This is a genomic window from Haladaptatus salinisoli, from assembly GCF_020614375.1.
GTDB classification, from domain to species: Archaea; Halobacteriota; Halobacteria; order Halobacteriales; family Haladaptataceae; genus Haladaptatus; species Haladaptatus salinisoli.
The window spans coordinates 400,258-419,427 of the sequence record NZ_CP085328.1 but is presented as its reverse complement, the minus strand read 5'-3'; the positions used below and the strand labels follow the sequence as shown (position 1 = coordinate 419,427).

Here is a 19,170-nt window from a genome sequence, read left to right as displayed (position 1 = left end):
TGAAGTATAGCCTGGTCTCTCTAGCAGATCTACCTCCCGGCAAACAGATTCAGACGGCACAACGAGACTCATGGGTTATCCGTTTGAAACCCCCGTCTACGTCCTGTATAAGAGAGACACGGAAATCGGAGACACGAACGAGATCGACTTCGCTAGGGAGTAACTTCACTTAAAACCAGGGTGAATAATCAGAGCAATATCTGATTTGGAGGCAGTGAGCAGTGCGAGCGGACGATATCTGCTTCCCCAAAGACGGCGACTCGACGGATCTCACTTCCGCTTACGGATTTATGAGGCAGAAAATCGGCTTCATGTAGAATAGAGAGCGTGCATTCAGCAGAAACTCTTTCCTTGGTACTAGTTCGAAAAAATATCACCCATTGTACTTGTCGGTAGATTTGTACGAATCGACTTATAGAGGGCCGGTTCTAACCCGCTGTCCCGGTACCCTGCGGCAAGATTGACGTCTACGGCCCAGAACCGGTTCTCGTTATCTTTGACGAAATCGACTCCGACGCCCCGAAGATTGAGTCGGGTGACGAGGCGGCGAAGACGTCGCGTAAGCGTCGGTCTGGGACGTATTTGATTCAGGAATCGTTTGGGGCCGTGGAGCTTTGATGTAACGCGCTTGGCCGCCGTCTGGACTCGCGTTCCATCGTTGACAGCGTAGTACTTGTAATCGATGGGCTCCGTGTGGATTCGCTCTTGATAGAACCCTCCCTCACCGTTCAGTTCGGGGTCGCCGTGCCAGATGTAGCAGGGCTTTGCGACGTACTCAAACTCGGGTTTCTCGAAGGTTATTCGAGGAGTACGAAACCCGACCGTCTCAAGCGCTTGGAGCCCGATTAGCCGTGAACTCAACGCAATCGTCGCGACGAGGTTGTTCCACAGGGGTGTCCCTGTTCGCCGCGCATATCTGAGAGCGGGGAGATTGAGTGGGAACACCTGCTTGTTGACGAGCAGAGCGAGATCGTCGATGTGGGTCGGAGAGAGTTCGGATCGCGGATCGAAGAATCGAACTGTGTGTCCTGCGTCCCGAAGTCGGCTGGCGACGGCAGTGAACACCGGCTGATCATCAGCACAGAGAATCCCGATCTGCTCCACGTCGGCTGTCTTCATAGATAACAGATGTCTGTGTGGGAAGGAAGATAATCCTTTGATTCATTCTTGCACCAACGGATTCGAACGCCGATACGACCGATTTCAGGAGTGGCAAAGCAGTACAACGAGCAAAATATGCGCTCTCTATTCAACACGCCATTCCTATCACCCTCTGAGGATTTCAACAGAGCCGTTACAGAGTAACCCACCACATTCGAAGAGGAAAGGAAGCTAGGGCGAGACGATCACACGGTCCGTAACGCTTCCTTCTTTCCCGACGGGAATGATGATCTCAGATGGAGATTCGTTTTGTTCACTCGATTCGGATAAGTGAAGTCGAACATTCCGAACCCGTTATCGTCTGTTCCAGTGGTATTGCCACTGAGTCCCGATAAATCGGGGCTACATTGGCTAGTAGAAGCTTCTAACCGATGAGCAACTTGGTTGCGGGCTCGCACTCTCGATCTACTCACTCAGAATCAGAGAGCAGACCGGGAAAGTATTGGTTTGAAGCCGATGAGTGGTGCGAACGGACGAAATATGCTTTGCCGAAGGCGGCGACTTGGTCATTTCCACTTCCGCTTACTGCAATATGCGGAAGTGTCAGGCCAAATCGTCTATTTGCCGAATTCGGACGAGAGATGTCTTGAATCCCGCATCGACGATAATATAAATCACATACCGCTATATGAAATTTCGTGATCGGGGATTGAACCTACCTTCGGAGGGAGAAGCCATCGACAGTGGCTGAAATCGATATCTTACCACCATACTATCCCCTAAGCGATTAGAGCGCGATATCGAAAATCCGCGAGCAGCCCGAGAACTAACATACCGGGAATTATCAAACCTACTGGCTCCCAAGGCACTCCGCAAACTCCATTGGAGTGCCGTAACCCTTTCCGTTGATCGGTCTGGAACGAACCTAGCCGAGTTATCGTTAAAATACTTCAAAATCTTAAATTATGCCAAGGAGGAAAACTCTAGTTCGAAGGAACCGCGTTAGTGCTTGGATTTAAACCAACGACGGCCCTACGAACGAACATGGATGTCACGGAATGGATAGATAGCGTTACTCGCCGAGATTGGCAGAAAACCACCGATCAGACGGTCAGGTTCGCACTAATCGGGCTGGGCTGGTGGACCGTCGACGCCGTAATTCCGGCTGTGAAGAATTCGGAACTCTGTGTCACGACGACCGTCGTTAGCAGTTCGAAAGAGAAGGCCGAACAGATAGCCGGGCACGCGGACACGATCGATCACGCGATAACCTATGAGGAGTTCCACGGTGGCGCAGCCGAGGAAGCGTACGACGCTGTCTATATCGCAACCCCGAACGCGCTACATCTCGAATACGCCGAGACGGCCGCAGAACTCGGAAAAGGAGTTCTTTGTGAGAAACCGATGGAAGCGACCGTCGAACGTGCTGAACGACTCGTTGACGTTTGTAACTCGAAAGACGTTCCGCTCATGGTTGCCTACAGAATGCAGACGCAACCGGCGATTCGTCAAGCTCGGGCGTTAATCGACGACGGCTTTATCGGCGATGCTGTTCAGGCGTACGGTGCCAACTCTCAGATACTTCTCGATATGTTCTCGGACCCTAACCAATGGCGGCTCGAATCCGAACTTACCGGGTACGGTACCTCCGTCATGGATTTGGGAATATACCCGATCAATACGCTCCGGTTCCTTCTGAGGAGCGATCCAGTCACCGTGACCGCTCAAGTCGGATCGTTTCACGAGGCGTTCGACGACGTCCCTGACGAGCGCTCCGCCTACACCATAGTGTTCGAAAACGGGACTCACGCCGTCTGCACCGCGAGTCAGAACGCCCACGTGGACTCACAGCTCAAAATAACCGGAACGGAAGGTCAGATCAACCTCGATCCGGTATTCGCCGGTAAGTGTTCACTAGAACTCACCCGCTCGGAAACTACCGTACAGCTCTCCCTCGAGCAGGTTGACGAAATGCGCGAAGAGTTCGATTATTTCGCCGATCGATTCACCCGATCCGAACCGCTGATTCCTGATGGGCAGCACGGGCTTACGGATATGCGTACGATGGAAGCCATCTACCGGGCGGGACGCAGACGAGAAACCGTGCACGTAGAGAAGTAACCTCGAGACAGACTCACGGGGTGGAAGCCGACGGTCGTTTCGACGGGACTTCGAGCGCGTACCTGTGGATGCGACCCCGGAGCAGATCGCGCAAGTCTCTCGCATGGATTCTAATCGAGCTTGTTGAATCCGCCCCTGCGAATCCGTTCCTCGCGAATGTTGGCCCGACGTCGATACTACACCCGCCCGGAGAGTTGGGAGAGTGCCGGAGCGAAGCCTGAATGGCTCGCCGTACCAGTATTTTCATTACCCTTCTTCGAGATGGTTTCGTATGGAGAGTGTTAACGTAGGCCTCCTCGGTTGTGGCACCATCAGCGACGAATACTTTTCTACCGGTGATACATTCGACGCGTTCGACGTAACCGCGTGCGCAGATATCGATACGGAGCGGGCGAAGATGAAAGCCGACGAGTACGACGTTACCGCGTACGACGTACAGGAGTTACTCGACGATCCGGCCGTCGAACTCATCGTCAATCTGACTCCACCCGGCGCTCACGCCAAAACCTGCCGACAGATACTCGACGCAGGCAAACACGTCTACGTCGAGAAACCACTGGCTACGACCGTCGGAGAGGTCGAGGAGATACTCCGAATGGCCACCGCAGAGGACCTACTCGTCGGATCAGCACCGGATACGTTCCTCGGAGCAGGCCTGCAAACCTGCCGGTCGATCATTGACAATGGTCGTATCGGTGAGCCGATCGGAGCAACAGCCGTTTGGACATCCCCTGGCCACGAACGCTGGCATCCGAATCCCGACTTCTTTTACCAGCGTGGTGGCGGCCCCCTGTTCGATATCGGACCGTACTACGTAACGGCCCTCGTATCTCTCCTCGGTCCTGTGAGCAGGATCACCGGATCCGTAGCTCGGGGATTTGAGGAGCGTACGATCACGAGTAAATCTCGACGCGGCGAGCGTATCGACGTCGAGGTTCCGACTCACGAGGCCGGCGTTGTCGACTTCGAGAGTGGTGCCGTGGCCAACCTCTTATTCAGCTTCGACGTACATGGTTCGACGTTCCCATCACCAGCCTTCGAGATTCACGGGACAGAAGGAACTCTGAGTCTCCCCGATCCGAACCACTTCGAGGGGCCCGTTAGCGTACGAGAGGGGAACAGTGATGAATTCGAAACAGTTCCGCTCACCCACAGTTATACGGGTGGGCGAGGTGCCGGCGTGGCCGACATGGCGTATGCGCTTCGAACCGACTGGACCCAACGAACCAGCGGCGAACTTGCCCGCCATGTTTTCGACGTTCTGTCCGGTATCCGGGAATCCTCCGATCAGAGTCAACACATTACTCTTGACTCCGACTGCGAGCGGCCGGTACCCCTCCCGCGGACATTCCCGGAAGGAGTTGTGGAGTAATAACGTCCCGATTTTGGTCTCTCCACTCGCGGTAGTCGGATTCCTCATTGCCATCGGTCGCGGTGGTCAAGGACCGTCCTTGACAGACATCGGTAATCGCCGTACTTTGTCAAGCGAACGGCAAAGGGTGCTCACGGAGTGTCGATGTTCTGGCCGTTTTGGGCATCGGCGATCCACCGAACGGCATTCCGGAGGAGACGACCATGCTGCTCGTGTTCGAACGCATCGACGGTGTGGCCGAGCGAGGAGTAGCAAACGCGGCCGTCGCCGTATTCACGCACCCAGACGACAGGATTCCGGTCTAAGTCAGGGTGATCCATCCAGGCGAGGACATGAACCTCCTCATTGTCGAAGTCCACCTGGTACGGTTCATCGAACACTTCGAAGTCAGCGACGTTCGCAGTAACGGGATGATCACCGTTCCTGAGATCGACGCCGAACATCGATTGTTCGGGATGATCCACGAAGTGTCCGCGGAGAAGTTCGCGCAACTCCGGAATTGGTTCTTCCCGCGTCTTGATACCGCCGTTACCGTCGGACGTACTCGTGAGATCTGCTGCGCAATGGATACCGAGATAGCCGCCGCCGTCTGCGACGAACGACTGAAGACTCGCGTACTGCTCGTCGGTGAGCGTGCTGTCCGTGAGGTAGTCGACGACGATGTCGTAGCCTGAGAGGTCTTCGAGACGCGTTCGGTCTGTAGTTAGCTCCGCATCAGCGACATCGCTGAGGACGGCATTGATGTGCGGTGCCATTTCGTCGAGCGCATGAAACGGAAAGGTGTTTTCCCCTATCACGAGCGCGTTGATTCTCGTCATGACTCTCGAATTCGTGAGGATGAGGGAGAATCTTGCGATTCGAGCTGAAATGCTCGATTTATTCGCTTGCTCTAGGGAGTTGAAGGATAGTTCCGTCGACCGCAGATGGTGCGACGTGACTTATGAGGAATTTCCAACTTCTTCGGCGACGGTTTCCATGGCCCTGTCCGGGCTAGAAAGTACTGGAACGGAAACACGATTAGAGAGACTAGGTGCTAGGTGGCTCATCGACGCTTGTGCGAGTACGATGACGTCCGTCGCGTCGGCCAATTCGACCGCGCAGTCGGTTACCAGCCGGTCGTGGCGATCTTTCTCACCGCTCTGGAGAGCGTCGAGAGCTTCATCAACGAGTTTCGTCCAGAGGTTGATCTCTGTTGCCCGTTGGTCGGCTTTCCGCTGGACGAGTTCCGCGCTCGGTCCTATCGTCGACTCCGCTGTCGCGAGGATCGCGATGTCTTCGCCGTGTTCTACCGCCGCCTCGGTCATCGGGTCATCGATTTTGAGAATCGGTACGTCGACCATCTCACGGGCGATGTCCACGGCCGGAGACGTACTTGAGCACGTATCAAGGATCAAATCCGCCCCGGCATCTTCGGCGAGTGAGAGCTGCGAGCAGATGCGCCTGTTGACGGCGGGAGTGAGTTCGCCCGCTTCCAACGCATCATTTAGAACGCTCTCGTCAACGACGTGGAAGTGATCGACGTCGGGAACGTACTCCGCCGCCAAATCGTCGAATCGCTCGGAGAGACTTGCGACTGTATGGAAGAAACAGACTTTCGTGCACATACTGAGTGACTCGGTATAGTATATCGTGGCCCATCACTAAGGGTTTGTCATCGTCGCCGGCGTTTTCAACCGTCGGGGCTCCCTACTGCTGGCCGTAGTCGGTCTTGAACATCTTCCGGAGGTCTTCTACCGCCTCGTCAGGGAGTATCGCAGGCTCGCCGACGTTGATCGCCTGATAGTGAATTCGAGCGCAATACTCGACCATGAGCGCGACGTCGAGTGCGTCCGCCCCCGTCTTACCGACGGTTATGACGCCGTGATTCTTCAACAAGACGGCGTCGTGATTGTCGCCCATCGTATTCATTGCGAGGTCGCCGAGCGCCGTCGTTCCCGGCGGCTCGTAGCCCGCGACCGGAATCTCGGTTCCGGCGTAGGCGATCAGATAGTGGGAGGCTGGAATCGGTTCGTTCAGGCTAGCGAACGTACTCGCGTAGGGCGAGTGAGTGTGGATGATTGCTCCGACGTCGTCTCGTTCCCGATAGATGACCGCGTGCATCGGCGTCTCGTTCGACGGTTTCAGGTCACCTTCGAGTCGCTCGCCGTCGAGGTCGACGACCGGAACCGACTCGGCCGTGACGTCCTCGTACGGCACGCCCGACGGACTGATGGCGAAACGGTCGTCCGATCTGACGCTCACGTTCCCGCCGGTGCCCTTGGTCAATTCCTGCGCGAGCATCTCCCGCCCGAGTTCTCCCACCTTCGCTCGCTCGTCTCCGAGTGACGTTGAATCGGTCATAGGTTCACGTACTCCGTTTGCGTTCGTTAGCGGTATAAGTATTTTTGGCCTCAGCCGAGCTTTTTAATATCCCGTGGCAAAATGAGGAATCCGATGCGCGTAGTTTCAAACTTCTGTGGTCGGCGGAGCATGGGGCTCACTCCGGCGACCGTGTTCGAAGATCGACCGTTTACCCTGTGGGGACGGTGACCGATGGACGATCTGCTTCTCGCGTTCTACGGCGACGACGTGACTGGATCGACCGACGCTATGGACGCGCTCGCCCGGTCGGGGATCGAGACCGTCCTCTTCCTCGATCCGCCGAACTCGGAGGCGATCGAGCGGGAGTTTCCCGACGCAGACGCCGTCGGCGTCGCCGGCACCAGTCGGTCGATGACGCCCGCGACGATGAACGATGCGCTACCGCCCGTCTTCGAATCGCTCGCCGCCCTCGATGCACCGCTCGTCCACTACAAGATCTGCTCGACGTTCGACTCCGCGCCCGATATCGGTAACATCGGTCGGGCTATCGGCATTGCGACCGATATCTTCGAAAACGACGCGGTGCCCGTTCATGCGGCGGCTCCGCCGCTCGGACGGTACGTCATCTTCGGCAACATGTTCGCGGAGGATATCGACGACGTGTACCGCCTCGATCGCCACCCGACGATGCGCGATCACCCGATGACGCCGATGGACGAGAGCGACCTGCGCCGCCACCTCTCGAAGCAGACGGATCGGTCGATGGGTCTCGTCGACGTGCTCACCGTCGACGAAGGACTGGAGGAAACGAGACACGAACTCGTAGAGACGGTCCGCGAGGGCGCGGAGATCGTGTTCCTCGACGGCCTCGACGACGACCATCTGAGAACGACCGGTGGCGTGATCTGGGAGACGTACGGGGACAACCGCGACGAACCCTCGTTCGTCGTAGGCTCTTCTGGATTCCAGTACGCCCTCGCCGATTACTGGCGGGCGGCGGGCATCGTCGACCGAACGCCCGAGTTCGATTCCCTGGCCCCTGTCGACCAACTAATCGTGATGTCCGGCAGCGCATCACCGCTCACGGCGGCCCAAATCGACGCGGCGCTCGATGCGGGATTCACTGGCGTTCGCATCGACACCGCAAATCTGATCGATCCGGAAACCGCTGACGCGGCGCGCGAGCGAGCGTTCGAGGATGCTCTGAACGCGCTCGACCGCGGCGATAGCGTTGTCCTGTACACGGCGCACGGTTCTGATGACGAGGCGATCGAGGAGACGAAACGCCGCGCGCGGGAAGCCATCAATCCCCCAGATAATGTCGGCGAATTCATCGGGGACGAGCAAGGCGCTCTCCTGCGTCGGTTGCTCGACCGAACCGAGATCGACCGCGTCTGCGTCGCCGGTGGAGATACCTGCGGACATGTGACGCCGGCACTCGACGTGTACGCCCTACAGACGCGGTTTCCGCTCGCACCCGGGAGTCCGCTCTGCACTGCCCACTCGCGGACCGGACGGTTCGACGGCATCGAAATCGCGCTGAAGGGTGGCCAACTTGGCGGTACCGACTATTTCGTTCGTGTTCGGGACGGGACCGACGCGTGGGAGTGACCGAAACCCGGCCGTCGACCATCACCCCGGCGCCTACAACGCATCTAGGTACGTCTGCCAAACCGCGTCGGGGTTCTCGGAGGCGATGGATGAGATGGAACGACAGCCGTCGTACCCCCACATGAACACGCTGTCCACACCGCCCTCGACCGAACCCTGAGTCGCCGTCCGGATGTGTTCGTACGTTTCCTCCTCATCGTCGAGGCCGAATCCTTGGATCCAGATCTGACTGCGGAGGTCGTTCGCGTTCGCCAGGTCGGTTACGCGTTCGACGGATTCGCGGACGAACCCCTCGACGTCGTCGTCGGCGAACAGCCCCCAATACGGATCGGTCGAGATGAGGTCGATGTGGTCGTTTGCCGTGAGGCGCTCCCAATCCGTGATACCGTGGTCTGCATCGGAGACGGGGACGAGACATACCGCGTTATCCACCCCTGCTTCGTCGACGATCGCCATCTGTTCGTCGAGGAAGTCGAGTAGCGAGTCTTCACGAAACTGGCGGACGGTGTCGTCCTCCGAGACGGGCATCGGCCTGTCGTGCTCTCGGCGGTAGCGCTCTCGACAGTGGGCACACCGGCAGACCCACGCGTCGTCCGGTTGGTCGTCGTCGAACCACTCCGGGAGGATCCAGTGCGGTTCGTCCCAGAAGATAACATCCGGATTTAGCCCGACGGCGGATTCGGTCCATTCGCGTACGAACGCCCGGAATCCGGGGTTATTGAAGCACGCGGCGTGTTCCTTGGAACCGCCGACGATACGCTGGCGGGTCTCCGGATGTTTTGCGATGAACTGGGAGAACGCTTCGCCGCCGAACACTTTTCCGACGCCCCACGGATTGACGTACGTCGTGAACCCGCGGTCGTTGCTCGCGGCGACGATGTCCGCCATCGTCTCCTCGTAAAAAGTCTGGTCGCGTTCGCTGTACGTGTGCAGTATCGCGTTCAATCCCTCGTCCGCGAATCTATCGAGGTCGTTCTCGACGTGACGGAGGTCCCTCACACCGAAATAACTCGCTCCACGTTCCATGTTATCGTGGTTCCAACAATGCCATAAGTATCTATCTGAATGCGAACGCGAAGGCCCAGCCTCGAAGGGTCTGGCGGCCCGCTCGGACCGGACGAGGAGCGCGGAGGTGAGGAGACGGCGTTGTCGAAAATCGAGGGTCGTCTGACGACGATCGGATTTCCGGAATCCGGCGTTCCTCGTCGTCTCCCCCGATACGCCGATTTCGGTCCCACCCCGTTCGCCGCGGTTTCCACGGACGTGGTGCCGTCGTGTCGGCATGTTCTTTACCATCTAGCGTGATGGTGGCCTATGCGCCACCTCTTCCGCGTCATCTTCGGTGTGGAAATGGTGTTTCTCGTGTTGTTGGCGATCGCGTTCACCGCGGTCGAACCCGGGACGGGTGCCTACGTCGTTTCGGTGTTGAGCCTCGGTATCATCCTGATGACACTTCTGATAGTCAGCGTACTGTTATACGTCGACTGGCGAGGACTGGATCCGCGAGAGCCCAGGTAGTAATGGCGTCGTTTGGTGTTATCCGTCGCTTCCTCGGTCGTCGCTCGGAAGCGAGTATTCGGCGTTCTCGACGCCTTCCAGTGGAGGACTGTTCCAGTACTCGTGTTCGTCCTCCGGGAACTGTCGGAAACAGGAGGCGACGTGGGCGTCCGCGTCGTCGGGATGGCTGACGAGATTCGGATCTTCGCGGACGCACGTCTCATGTGCCTTCGGACATCGAGTGTGAAACCGGCACCCGGATGGGGGGTTCGACGGGTCGGGGATGTCGACGGTTCGAACAGGGGGGTCGCCGACCTCCGCCTTGTCCGGGTCGAGTTCAGCCGTCGACCACCGCAGCACCTTTGTGTAGGGATGACGCGGGTTTTGGAGCAACTCTTCGGCCGATCCGATCTCGACTAGCCGTCCGAGGTACATCACGCCGATGCGCCCGCCGGATTTCTGGGCGAGGTACCGCGCGTTCGAGAGGTTGTGAGAGACGAAGATGAACGACGTGTCGAACTCGTCCTGTAGGTCGAGCAAGAGATCCATCGTCTCGACGCGCAGGGAGACGTCGAGTGCTGACACCGCCTCGTCGGCGAGGATGACGTCCGGGTTCATCAGTAAGGCCCGCACCAGCGCGGTTCGCTGTTTCTCGCCGCCGCTCAACTGGTGGGGGAATCGGTTCGCGTAGTCGTCGGGCGGCACCATACCGACGTGTTCGAGCATTCCGAGGACGCGTGCCCGTCGATCCTCGGAACTCAAACTCGGCTGCCATTTCTTCAACGGCGCCTGCAGACTCTTCATAATCGTTTTGTTCGGATTGAGCGAACTGCCGGGGTCCTGATGTATGATCTGTAGCGACCGGCGGATATCCTTGTACGGAATCTCGGCATTCTTGCGATCCTTTGCCTCCCAGATGTCCTGGCCCCGGTATTTCACCGAGCCGGCCGTCGGGCGCTGCAGGCCGATCGCGGTCTTGCCGAGGGTCGTTTTCCCGCAACCGGATTCGCCGACGAGGGCGACCACATCGTTCTCCTCGATATCGAGCGACACCCCGTCGACGGCCTTGACGGCGTTTTCGTCGCGCTTTCCGACGAACCGGTCGAGGATCCCTTGCTTTTGCTCGAAGTGTACCTCGACGTCCTCCAACCGGAGTAGTGGTGGGTTGGCTCCGCTCATTCCGACTCGACCTCCGCGTCTCCGTCAGTCGCGCTGCTCACCGAGTACGGAATCTCCTCGAACGACTTCTCCCAGTGGTGACAGGCGGCCTGATGGTCGACGGTAATGTCGTAGTAATCCGGGTCGTTCTGAACGCACTCGTTCGTAGCGAGGGGACATCGGGGGTGATACGTACAGCCGGTCGGCACGTTTACCGGGTCCGGCGCGGACCCCTCTATCGGACGCATCTCGTCCAGCGGCGCGTCGAGGTTCGGCACCGCCTTTAGGAGCGCCCTGGTATATGGGTGAGCTGCGTTCCGAACGATTTCGTCACTCGGGCCGATTTCGACGAACTCGAAGGCGTACATGACGGCGAGACGGTTAGCGAGGCCAGCTACGAGCGGTAGGTCGTGTGTGATGAACACCACCGTCAGGTCGTACTTCTCCTGTAGATTCTCCAATAAGGTGAGAATCGACCGCTGCATGAGGAGGTCGAGTGCGGCGGTCGGTTCATCCATCACCAGTACGCTTGGTTTGAGTACGAGCGAGAGGGCGATGAGTGCGCGCTGTTGCATTCCGCCGGATAGTTCGTGCGGATACGAATCGAGCACTCGCTCCGGTTCCAGGTACAAATCGGAGAGCAGCTCGCGGGCGTGGTCGAGTCCGGTTTCGCGATCCTGGCCGTGAGCGTCGAGCGTCTCCTCGAAGTGTTTCCGTATTTTCATCGTGGGATTGAACGAACTCATCGCCCCTTGGAATACCATCGAAATTTCTTCCCACCGGAGACGTTTGAGTTCGCGCTCGTTGAGGTCGAGAAGGTCGATCTTCTCCCCTTCTTCTGGATAATAAGTTATCTCGCCGGTGAGTTTCCCCGGTCGCACCACTGCATCGAGAAGTGCCGAGGCGAACATCGATTTTCCCGACCCCGACTCTCCCACGACACCCAGTATCTCATCGCGGTAGATGTCGAGAGAGACGTTGTCCATCACCCGAGACTCGCCCCGCTCCATGTCGAACGTGACGCTCGTGTTGCGCACCTCGAAAATCACGTCTCTGTCCGTCGATCGGTCGGTCGTGTCAGCCAGTGAATCGTGTGCCGTCATTTATCTTGTACCTCCGTCTGCGCGACGGTCGTCATCGGACTCGACGCTTCCCCGTCTTCGTCTGGTTCGGCGCTGGACACGGACTTCACGTGTCGTGCACGAACGCGGGGGTTAAAGATTCGATCCATCCCCTGTGAGAACAGGATCAACCCTACCGAAAGCACCGTGATGGTGAACATTGGAATGAAGATCCAGTGGGCGGACTTCCACGTGTACAACGCACCGGAAGTATTGTACGCGAGATTCATCATCACCCCCCAGTTCAACGTCGTGAACGGGAGGATACCGAGATAGTACAGCGCGACGGATTCGAAGACGATTCCGCGCGCCGCCCGCACGAAATGGATCGAGATGTACGACATGAGATCGGGAATGATATCGTCTGCGAGAATTCGCGGTGTCGATAGCCCCATCGCACGGGAGGCCTCAACGAAGTTCCGTTCTCGAACGCTAAGCACCTGCGAACGAACGGCGCGGCACAGTCCGGCCCAGTTGTTGATGCCGAGGATCAGGCCTATCAGATACGGATCCTTTGGCTGGAGAGCAGCGGCGATGATAATCACCAGTGGGAGCCCGGGTATCGTCATCGTGATATCGGACAGCGTCATGATGGATCGGTCGGTGAGGCCGCCTTTGTAGCCCGCGAGCGTGCCGAAAATGGTTGCGACAACCGTGGAGAACACGGCGCCCGCGAGGATCATCTCTATCATCGCCGGGGTTGCGTGGACGACCTGCGACCATATCCCTTGTCCGAGCGCGTCAGTCCCTAACACGAGATGAAACTGCGGATCGAGCGGAAGCGTTACGCCGCCAATCGATACGGATTGGAGCGTGAACCAGCCGTCGTGAAACGGTTGAAGATAGCGATCACCCATCCCCGTATACGGGGTGGGGTTTACCATTACTCCGAGAGTTCCCATCAAAACGTAGAACATGACGATAACGAAACCGACCCTGGCGCGCCAATCGCTCCACAAAACGCGGAATGGGGCAACCAGCGTCATGTCTATGGTTCGCCGGAGTTCCTCCTGGCGCGATATCGTCGTATCTGCGGTTGTGTTGAACGGAAGTTCGTCCACCATCCTTTCGCCGTCCGATTGTTGTGATGCCATGGTATTATTCTTAAGAGATTTAGTAGGACTCGCGTTCTCCCTCACTCGACGCACGCGGGTCGATCTTGCTGTACGTGAGATCGGCGACCAGAACACCGATTACCACTGCCGTCGAGATCATGATGAGCCCGCCCATCATGAGCGGATAATCAGACGAAACCACCGCCTTGAACAGGTATAAACCGATACCGGGATACGCAAAGATCTGCTCTAGGATCACCGACCCGCCGAGCATGAACGCGATCGACAATAGGATGCCGGTGTACATCGGCAACATTGCGTTTCGTGCGACGTACCGAAGTGCAATCCGTCGTCGAGAGAGACCACGCAGTCGGGCAACACGGATGTAGTCCTCGCCGAGGATACTGATGCTGTTGCCGCGCATCGAGAGCGCCACACCACCCCAACCGACGAGCGTTGTCGACAGGAGCGGAAGCACGGCGTGATACAATACGCTTTTGACGTATGGCCAGTTGAATCCCGCTACAAGGCTGGGGTCGACTTGCCCCCCCGTCGGGAACATCTGCCAGCGGTAACCGAACAGATAGACGAGTGTGATGGCCAGTATGTAGTACGGAATGCCGCCCGCCACGGTCGAAAAGAGGGTCACACCCGAGTCAAATTTGCTCCCTTCTGTGTACGCCATGAACCCGCCGAAGGCGATACCGACCACCGTCGTCACGAACGTCGCGATAGCCGCGAGGAAGATAGTCCACGGTAATGCCTGCGCGAGGATGTCGAACACCATTCCATCTTGGAAGTAAGCCTGGCCAAGGTCCCCTTGTAAGACGGAACTCACGTAGTCGATGTACTGCACCCAAAGGGGTTGATCCGGCTGGAAACTGATGTAATTCTCGACGTAATTATCGATTATCGACTCTGGTATCTTTTTTTTCTTTAGCTGCACAACTAGGTAGTCGATTGGTCCCCCGGGCAGAAAGCGGATGAGTACGAACGAAATCGTCACTATCGCCCAGAGGGTAAAAATCGCCTGCCCGATTCTTTTGGCAAGCCATCGCATACCATCTTAGTTGCAACCCGAGGTTGTAAAACCTACGGTAATCGCCTCTTTAGGCAACTGGGATATCGTTTTCGACGCAGTCGAAATTAAACACTAGGAATTGGATCGTTCATCCGAACCGACGAACGATGATTGGTAGAGACAAGCTAGCGACAAAGAATTCACTACTTCGTCTTCGCGGTGAACTTGCCCGTCTTCAGTATGTAATGGAACGGCGTATAGAACCTTCGTTGCATGATATCGCTATCAAGCGACGGGTAGTTCCAATCGTCGTTCGAGAACCATGTTTGGTCGCGCGACTCGTATATCTGGAGCTGAGGTACCAGGAAGTCATACGCCCAGGCGAGTTCGCGAGTTTGCTTTTTGAGCTTCTCGCCGTTGAATTTAGTCAGGTTGTTGACGGCAGTGTCAAGGTTCATCGTCAGACTGCCCTGTGGTCCGTTGGGTTCGCCGACCGGAGGAGTCGATATCTCGCTTGGCATACCTGTCTTATCGCGATTCTCGACGAACGTATTGTTGTACCAAGCATACGGCTGCGGATAATCCGCGCCCCATCCAGCGGAGGCGATGCGGAAGTCACCTTGATTCCAGATGTTCTCCTCGAACGATGTTGCTTCCATTGTTCGGAGCTGCGTGTCAATACCGAACTGTTTGAGCTGACTGGTGACGGTCTGAAGGGCAAGTAGGTCAGGCCCTCCGGTTGTCCCGGTTTTAATGTCGGGACCGAATTCCTTCCCACTGGGGGTCATCCACTGCTTTCCGTTCTTCGTAAAGCCAGCGTCTTTGAGGAGTCGAGTGGCCTTCTGATGATTTTTGTCGTATTTGATGTACTTGCTCGAATCGAGATAATCGTCGTTGTACTTCGTTGCCAATCCGGTGTTGAGGGTGACGGGCTGGTGAGTATCTGCACCCGCATTCTCCGCGACGGTCTGCCTGTCGATGACGTACCCGATAGCCTGACGGACGCGTGGATCGCTGACCACGTCGTCTTTCCATGTGAACGCAAGCGATAGACCACCCAGGCTAGAAACCGTCGTGCGTTCGACGTGACTCGGGAAGCCAGATCGTACGTCCTTCGGAACGTTCATCCGTACGTGGCCGTCGAGTTGACCGTTCGAAAGTGACTGCCATAACTTCTGTTCACTTCCGACGTAGCGGAATACGAGTTTTGGGAAGTTGATTTTGTCAGCAGCCGGGTGGCCAGGATTTTTGACGCATGTGAGATTTTGTCGTGAGGCATCCTTTGCGGCGAATGGACCGTATGAATACATCTCCTCAGTCGGGATGCTGACCTCGCTAAGTTTCTGCGAAAACTTGTCTTTCGCCTTCTGACTTCCTGCCTTGTCGAATTTTTGAACCCACTCGCGGTATTGTGGGAGACCGTGGGACAGTACATTTGTCAGAAGGTTGAATCTAATGAAATCCTTGTTCTCGTATCCTCCTTTCAGTATAAATTCGACAGTGTGTTTGTCGACTTCCTTGATTTCCTTCGTATACTCGGACGAAGACCACCCCATGTGTTGCTCCATCTGGAAGTGGGTATATACGTCCTTGGCAGTGACCGGGCGGACGGTTTTCTTTCCGTCGTGCCACTTATAGTCCTTGTTGAGTTTGACCTGGAGTTTTTGGTTTTTCGTATCGACCGTCCAGTCTTTCGCGAGTAATCCCACAAATTCACTGTTGGCAGGATCCCAGACCGCGAACGGATCCATGATATGCGCCTGCACCATCCACTTATAGTTCGAGAAGTTGAACTCGTTCCACTGGACGTCGCTCGCAGGCACTCCGAGCGAATCCAGCGTGAGCTTCGGGTCGACAGGTTGGCCGGACGACTGTCCGTTCCCCGATGCTGTGGTACTTCCACCGTTCTTCCCCGAGTCACTTGTATCGCCTTGGCAGCCGGCGAGTCCGGTGATGCCGGCCGCACCGCCGGCGGCTTGGATGAATCGCCGACGGGACGCCCAGCTACCCTTGAACTGCCCACTTTGTTGACTATCGTCTCGCATTCTCTCCCACAATAGAAATACTGTGTGAAAAAGTTATTGTATGTTCATCAACATTGAGCTCCCACCGATACTTAGAATAACGGTGACCTCCTCCCCGCCTTTTAGGGCGAGGATTCCCACGAGCGTCGATCGCATCGTCGAACGTCCTCGGTCGGTTTCGAATATTCAGCTTACGAGCGGTTCCCCCGTACTCGTCGGAACGACTGCTTCTATCGGTCTCGTCGACGAAAACACTGCCCGAACGGCCATCTCGCCGCCATCGTACAGGGTATCGAAGTAAATCGACCGTTCGAGGACGAGGTCGACTTTGCTCCCTTACCCCGCACTGTCGACGGGCAAGCCGAGGCGATCGTACTGGCGGCGGGGCGCGTTTAACTCTTCGAAAGCCGTTACCAGCAACTTTCGCATCCGTCGGGCGTCGTCCGACTCGGCGGCGATATCGTTCTTCTGCCGCGGATCTGCGGTCGTGTCGAACAGGAGCGGGTCGTCGTGGCGCGAGTACGAGGGGGCGTCGTAGCGCCAGACGAGCGTCTCCGCGTACGGAAGAAACTTGCCTGACTCGGCGTCGTGACGGGGTTTTGACGGTGTGAACCAGGAGTGTGGATTCATCATCCTGGTCGAGTGGCATCGGCTGTCCACCTCGTCGTCGCAGGGATGGAGATACGTGTACCGACCATCGGTGACGTTGACGCTGGATCCCCAGTAACCGTAGATAGCCCAATCGCGATGCGCATCGCGCTCGCCTCGGAGGAGCGGCATGAAACTCCGACCGTGTGGGCCGGCGGCATCGACGACGCCGAACGCATCGAGGAGCGTCGCGTTGAGATCGACTGCGGCTGTCAGCGCCTTGATTCGGTCACCGGTTCGTTCCGCGTCGGGGTGCCAAACGAATAGGGGCGTGTGCGCGAGCACGTCGTACAGCGGAGCTTCGAACGGTTTCCCGCTCCAACCGTGGTCACCGAGATAGTAGCCGTGGTCCGACGTCACGACGACCATCGTCTCGTCCCACAAATCGCCATCGTCAAGGGCGTCCAAGACTCGCCCGAACCAGCGGTCGGTCATCGTGAGCTTGCCGGCGAACTGCGATCGGACGAACGCCAGTTCGGATTCGGAGAGTTCGCTTTCACCGCGGTCGATCCGGCCGTAAGGGGGCCAGAAAGTGAGCTCCTGGTTGCGGGCGTCTTCGTCGGTGTACATCGAAGCGTACGGCTCCGGAACGTGAAACGGCTCGTGGACGTCGAAGCTGTCGACGTAGCAGAACCACTCGTCCCACTCCTCGTTACGGGCTAGCCATTCTTCCGTCTGTGAGAACACTTTCGGCGCGAAGAAGTCTTCTTCTCTCTCGAAACCGTCGACGTTCCGGGGATACTGCACCGGATTTAGGTAGCCGAACCCGAGCGGGTCGTCCGGAACCGAAAAGCCGAGTTGATTATGGACGTGATTCTGGGGGATTTTCGGCGCTGTCTTCCAAGCGTCGTACTCGTGACCGCGAACGAACTCGAATCCGTTGAAGTCCTCGTAGTAGCCGTCGCTACCGTGCTGGAAGTAGTGGTAGTGATCCGTGATCAGTTCCGTGATTACCCCCTCGTCTCGGAGTGCCCGCGGAATCGTTGCGTCGAACGGCTCGATAGGCCCCCACGGACGCCAGAGGAACTCCTGTGTGCCCGTCAGCCACTCGCGCCGCGCGGGCATGCACGGAAGACTTCCAGCATAGTGATTCTCGAAAACTGCCGCGCGCTCCGCGAATCGGTCGAGGTTCGGCGTCTTCACGTCCACGTGGGCGGTCGTGTCGTACGTGTCGAGGAAATCCCAACGGAGACTATCGACGGAGATGAACAGGAGCTTCATTCGCTCTCCTCCGGTAGGTTCTCGATGAGGGTGGTGTGGCTCTCACCGCACCGCGGTTCACCGTCGACTACCAAGAACGATTTCGCACGACAGACACCGCACCGACGCAGGCAGCACTTCTCGACGACCGTCTCATCGAGGCGTGCGAGCGACTCTCGGAGGTCTTCGCTCACGTTGGTGCGACAATACTCCACGTACCGTGCCATGTCACCCCGTTTCTCGGCATCCACAATCAATGTGTGCAAACGAGCGACGTGGTGCGGTCGTAACTCCGTACGACCGCACCTACGACGACGGTGCTATCGCCCTCCGTCTCGCTCCGTGCGCGCTCGGCGAGTCGATTCGCGGTAAGAGAGTTTGCTTTCCGCTCCGGTCGCCGTTTGCTCGGAACGTTTTCCGTCTCGGACTTCCCCTTGCTGAATTCCACAAATGAGTTCTTCATTCAAGAATCGTACGAAAAAACACCAATTTTACGGCGTAATTAGCTCGCCGATGAGTTATTTCATTGATGGTAGATCGATAAGAACAACGCGACGCGTGCTTGCTACTGTTCAGACTAGGTGAACGACTGTTATGGCTGTCTGACTGCTCTGGGAGCTGAATTCCCACGATGATTACAGTTCTATATTTGTAATGGCACTCCGTTTAGTCTTCGAATCTCCCTCGTAGAGCGAACCCGTGACAAACGCTAGCTTGCCGCGGAATCGAGATTGCGAAGCTATTACAGATTTAGGACTGTAATCGGTTCCTTCGACGGTCGCTATCATCGGTGCGATATCCGAAATATCGTCACGTACGGAAGCTCCCGATAGTGACGACGAGGGAGTGTTCATTTAGTCTGAACGCAAGACAACGTCGACCATTGCTATGAAAATCAAGAAAACGGACTGATGAACGATTCTTGCCCCTCTCCGCGTGG

The 19,170-nt window shown here is 57.1% G+C and carries 16 protein-coding genes; 4 read left to right on the top strand and 12 right to left on the bottom strand.

The annotated features are described in order from the left end of the window. Window positions 1-357: 357 nt before the first annotated feature. Window positions 358-1,119 (bottom strand): hypothetical protein, encoded by a 762-nt coding sequence (locus LIX00_RS17705; protein ID WP_227355868.1) that lies wholly within the window; start codon window positions 1,117-1,119, stop codon window positions 358-360. Window positions 1,120-2,145: 1,026 nt separating this feature from the next. On the opposite strand from LIX00_RS17705, the gene gfo6 reads away from it, so the two are divergent. After that, entirely contained in the window at window positions 2,146-3,222 is a 1,077-nt protein-coding gene (gfo6, locus tag LIX00_RS17700; protein WP_227355867.1) for a D-xylose 1-dehydrogenase Gfo6, read from the top strand. Between the two features lie 271 nt (window positions 3,223-3,493). After that, window positions 3,494-4,594 carry a Gfo/Idh/MocA family protein gene (locus LIX00_RS17695; RefSeq protein WP_227355866.1) on the top strand — a complete coding sequence of 367 codons (1,101 nt, stop codon included), beginning with the start codon at window positions 3,494-3,496 and terminating at the stop codon, window positions 4,592-4,594. Window positions 4,595-4,725: 131 nt separating this feature from the next. On the opposite strand, the gene LIX00_RS17690 is transcribed toward LIX00_RS17695, so the two are convergent. The 3 genes from LIX00_RS17690 to LIX00_RS17680 all read right to left on the bottom strand — a co-directional run bounded on the left by LIX00_RS17690 (window position 4,726) and on the right by LIX00_RS17680 (window position 6,934). Continuing rightward, window positions 4,726-5,412 carry a ThuA domain-containing protein gene (locus LIX00_RS17690; protein WP_227355865.1) on the bottom strand — a complete coding sequence of 229 codons (687 nt, stop codon included), beginning with the start codon at window positions 5,410-5,412 and terminating at the stop codon, window positions 4,726-4,728. Between the two features lie 120 nt (window positions 5,413-5,532). After that, entirely contained in the window at window positions 5,533-6,198 is a 666-nt protein-coding gene (locus tag LIX00_RS17685; protein WP_227355864.1) for an aspartate/glutamate racemase family protein, read from the bottom strand. An 82-nt stretch (window positions 6,199-6,280) separates the two neighbouring features. Then, window positions 6,281-6,934: a class II aldolase/adducin family protein gene (locus LIX00_RS17680; protein WP_227355863.1), complete on the bottom strand. Its 654-nt coding sequence runs from the start codon at window positions 6,932-6,934 to the stop codon at window positions 6,281-6,283. Window positions 6,935-7,126: 192 nt separating this feature from the next. Here LIX00_RS17680 and LIX00_RS17675 point away from each other — a divergent pair, with 192 nt between their 5' ends. After that, window positions 7,127-8,506 (top strand): four-carbon acid sugar kinase family protein, encoded by a 1,380-nt coding sequence (locus tag LIX00_RS17675; protein WP_227355862.1) that lies wholly within the window; start codon window positions 7,127-7,129, stop codon window positions 8,504-8,506. Between the two features lie 33 nt (window positions 8,507-8,539). Here the strand turns inward: LIX00_RS17675 and LIX00_RS17670 are convergent, their stop codons facing one another. Beyond that, on the bottom strand, window positions 8,540-9,505 hold the full coding sequence (locus LIX00_RS17670; protein WP_368410759.1) for a glycoside hydrolase family 20 protein: 966 nt from the start codon (window positions 9,503-9,505) through the stop codon (window positions 8,540-8,542). Window positions 9,506-9,820: 315 nt separating this feature from the next. On the opposite strand from LIX00_RS17670, the gene LIX00_RS17665 reads away from it, so the two are divergent. Next, the gene (locus tag LIX00_RS17665; protein WP_227355860.1) at window positions 9,821-10,024 is read left to right on the top strand and encodes a hypothetical protein; all 204 of its coding nucleotides are present in this window, start codon (window positions 9,821-9,823) and stop codon (window positions 10,022-10,024) included. Window positions 10,025-10,042: 18 nt separating this feature from the next. Here LIX00_RS17665 and LIX00_RS17660 read toward each other — a convergent pair whose 3' ends face one another. The 7 genes from LIX00_RS17660 to LIX00_RS17630 form a co-directional block, all read right to left on the bottom strand. Next, the gene (locus tag LIX00_RS17660) at window positions 10,043-11,182 is read right to left on the bottom strand and encodes an oligopeptide/dipeptide ABC transporter ATP-binding protein (protein ID WP_227355859.1); all 1,140 of its coding nucleotides are present in this window, start codon (window positions 11,180-11,182) and stop codon (window positions 10,043-10,045) included. After that, on the bottom strand, window positions 11,179-12,264 hold the full coding sequence (locus LIX00_RS17655) for an ABC transporter ATP-binding protein (RefSeq protein WP_227355858.1): 1,086 nt from the start codon (window positions 12,262-12,264) through the stop codon (window positions 11,179-11,181). Before LIX00_RS17655 ends, LIX00_RS17660 begins: the two co-directional genes overlap by 4 nt. Further along, a complete protein-coding gene (locus LIX00_RS17650) occupies window positions 12,261-13,376 on the bottom strand; it encodes an ABC transporter permease (protein ID WP_227355857.1) in 1,116 nt (371 codons plus the stop codon). The genes LIX00_RS17655 and LIX00_RS17650 overlap by 4 nt, the downstream gene beginning before the upstream one ends. Window positions 13,377-13,395: 19 nt before the next feature. After that, entirely contained in the window at window positions 13,396-14,397 is a 1,002-nt protein-coding gene (locus LIX00_RS17645) for an ABC transporter permease (protein WP_227355856.1), read from the bottom strand. Window positions 14,398-14,561: 164 nt separating this feature from the next. Further along, a complete protein-coding gene (locus LIX00_RS17640) occupies window positions 14,562-16,403 on the bottom strand; it encodes an ABC transporter substrate-binding protein (protein WP_227355855.1) in 1,842 nt (613 codons plus the stop codon). A gap of 315 nt (window positions 16,404-16,718) precedes the next feature. Further along, a complete protein-coding gene (locus tag LIX00_RS17635) occupies window positions 16,719-18,251 on the bottom strand; it encodes a sulfatase (RefSeq protein ID WP_227355854.1) in 1,533 nt (510 codons plus the stop codon). Continuing rightward, window positions 18,248-18,457, bottom strand: a complete 210-nt coding sequence (locus tag LIX00_RS17630) for a DUF1450 domain-containing protein (protein WP_227355853.1) — start codon at window positions 18,455-18,457, stop codon at window positions 18,248-18,250. Before LIX00_RS17630 ends, LIX00_RS17635 begins: the two co-directional genes overlap by 4 nt. Between the last annotated feature and the right edge of the window lie 713 nt (window positions 18,458-19,170).

Excerpts from the sequence above, each read along its gene's own strand:
- LIX00_RS17705 (WP_227355868.1), bottom strand. The coding sequence starts at position 1,119 with ATGAAGACAGCCGACGTGGAGCAGATCGGGATTCTCTGTGCTGATGAT.
- gfo6 (WP_227355867.1), top strand. The coding sequence starts at position 2,146 with ATGGATGTCACGGAATGGATAGATAGCGTTACTCGCCGAGATTGGCAG.
- LIX00_RS17695 (WP_227355866.1), top strand. The coding sequence starts at position 3,494 with ATGGAGAGTGTTAACGTAGGCCTCCTCGGTTGTGGCACCATCAGCGAC.
- LIX00_RS17690 (WP_227355865.1), bottom strand. The coding sequence starts at position 5,412 with ATGACGAGAATCAACGCGCTCGTGATAGGGGAAAACACCTTTCCGTTT.
- LIX00_RS17685 (WP_227355864.1), bottom strand. The coding sequence starts at position 6,198 with ATGTGCACGAAAGTCTGTTTCTTCCATACAGTCGCAAGTCTCTCCGAG.
- LIX00_RS17680 (WP_227355863.1), bottom strand. The coding sequence starts at position 6,934 with ATGACCGATTCAACGTCACTCGGAGACGAGCGAGCGAAGGTGGGAGAA.
- LIX00_RS17675 (WP_227355862.1), top strand. The coding sequence starts at position 7,127 with ATGGACGATCTGCTTCTCGCGTTCTACGGCGACGACGTGACTGGATCG.
- LIX00_RS17665 (WP_227355860.1), top strand. The coding sequence starts at position 9,821 with ATGCGCCACCTCTTCCGCGTCATCTTCGGTGTGGAAATGGTGTTTCTC.
- LIX00_RS17660 (WP_227355859.1), bottom strand. The coding sequence starts at position 11,182 with ATGAGCGGAGCCAACCCACCACTACTCCGGTTGGAGGACGTCGAGGTA.
- LIX00_RS17655 (WP_227355858.1), bottom strand. The coding sequence starts at position 12,264 with ATGACGGCACACGATTCACTGGCTGACACGACCGACCGATCGACGGAC.
- LIX00_RS17650 (WP_227355857.1), bottom strand. The coding sequence starts at position 13,376 with ATGGCATCACAACAATCGGACGGCGAAAGGATGGTGGACGAACTTCCG.
- LIX00_RS17645 (WP_227355856.1), bottom strand. The coding sequence starts at position 14,397 with ATGCGATGGCTTGCCAAAAGAATCGGGCAGGCGATTTTTACCCTCTGG.
- LIX00_RS17640 (WP_227355855.1), bottom strand. The coding sequence starts at position 16,403 with ATGCGAGACGATAGTCAACAAAGTGGGCAGTTCAAGGGTAGCTGGGCG.
- LIX00_RS17635 (WP_227355854.1), bottom strand. The coding sequence starts at position 18,251 with ATGAAGCTCCTGTTCATCTCCGTCGATAGTCTCCGTTGGGATTTCCTC.
- LIX00_RS17630 (WP_227355853.1), bottom strand. The coding sequence starts at position 18,457 with ATGGCACGGTACGTGGAGTATTGTCGCACCAACGTGAGCGAAGACCTC.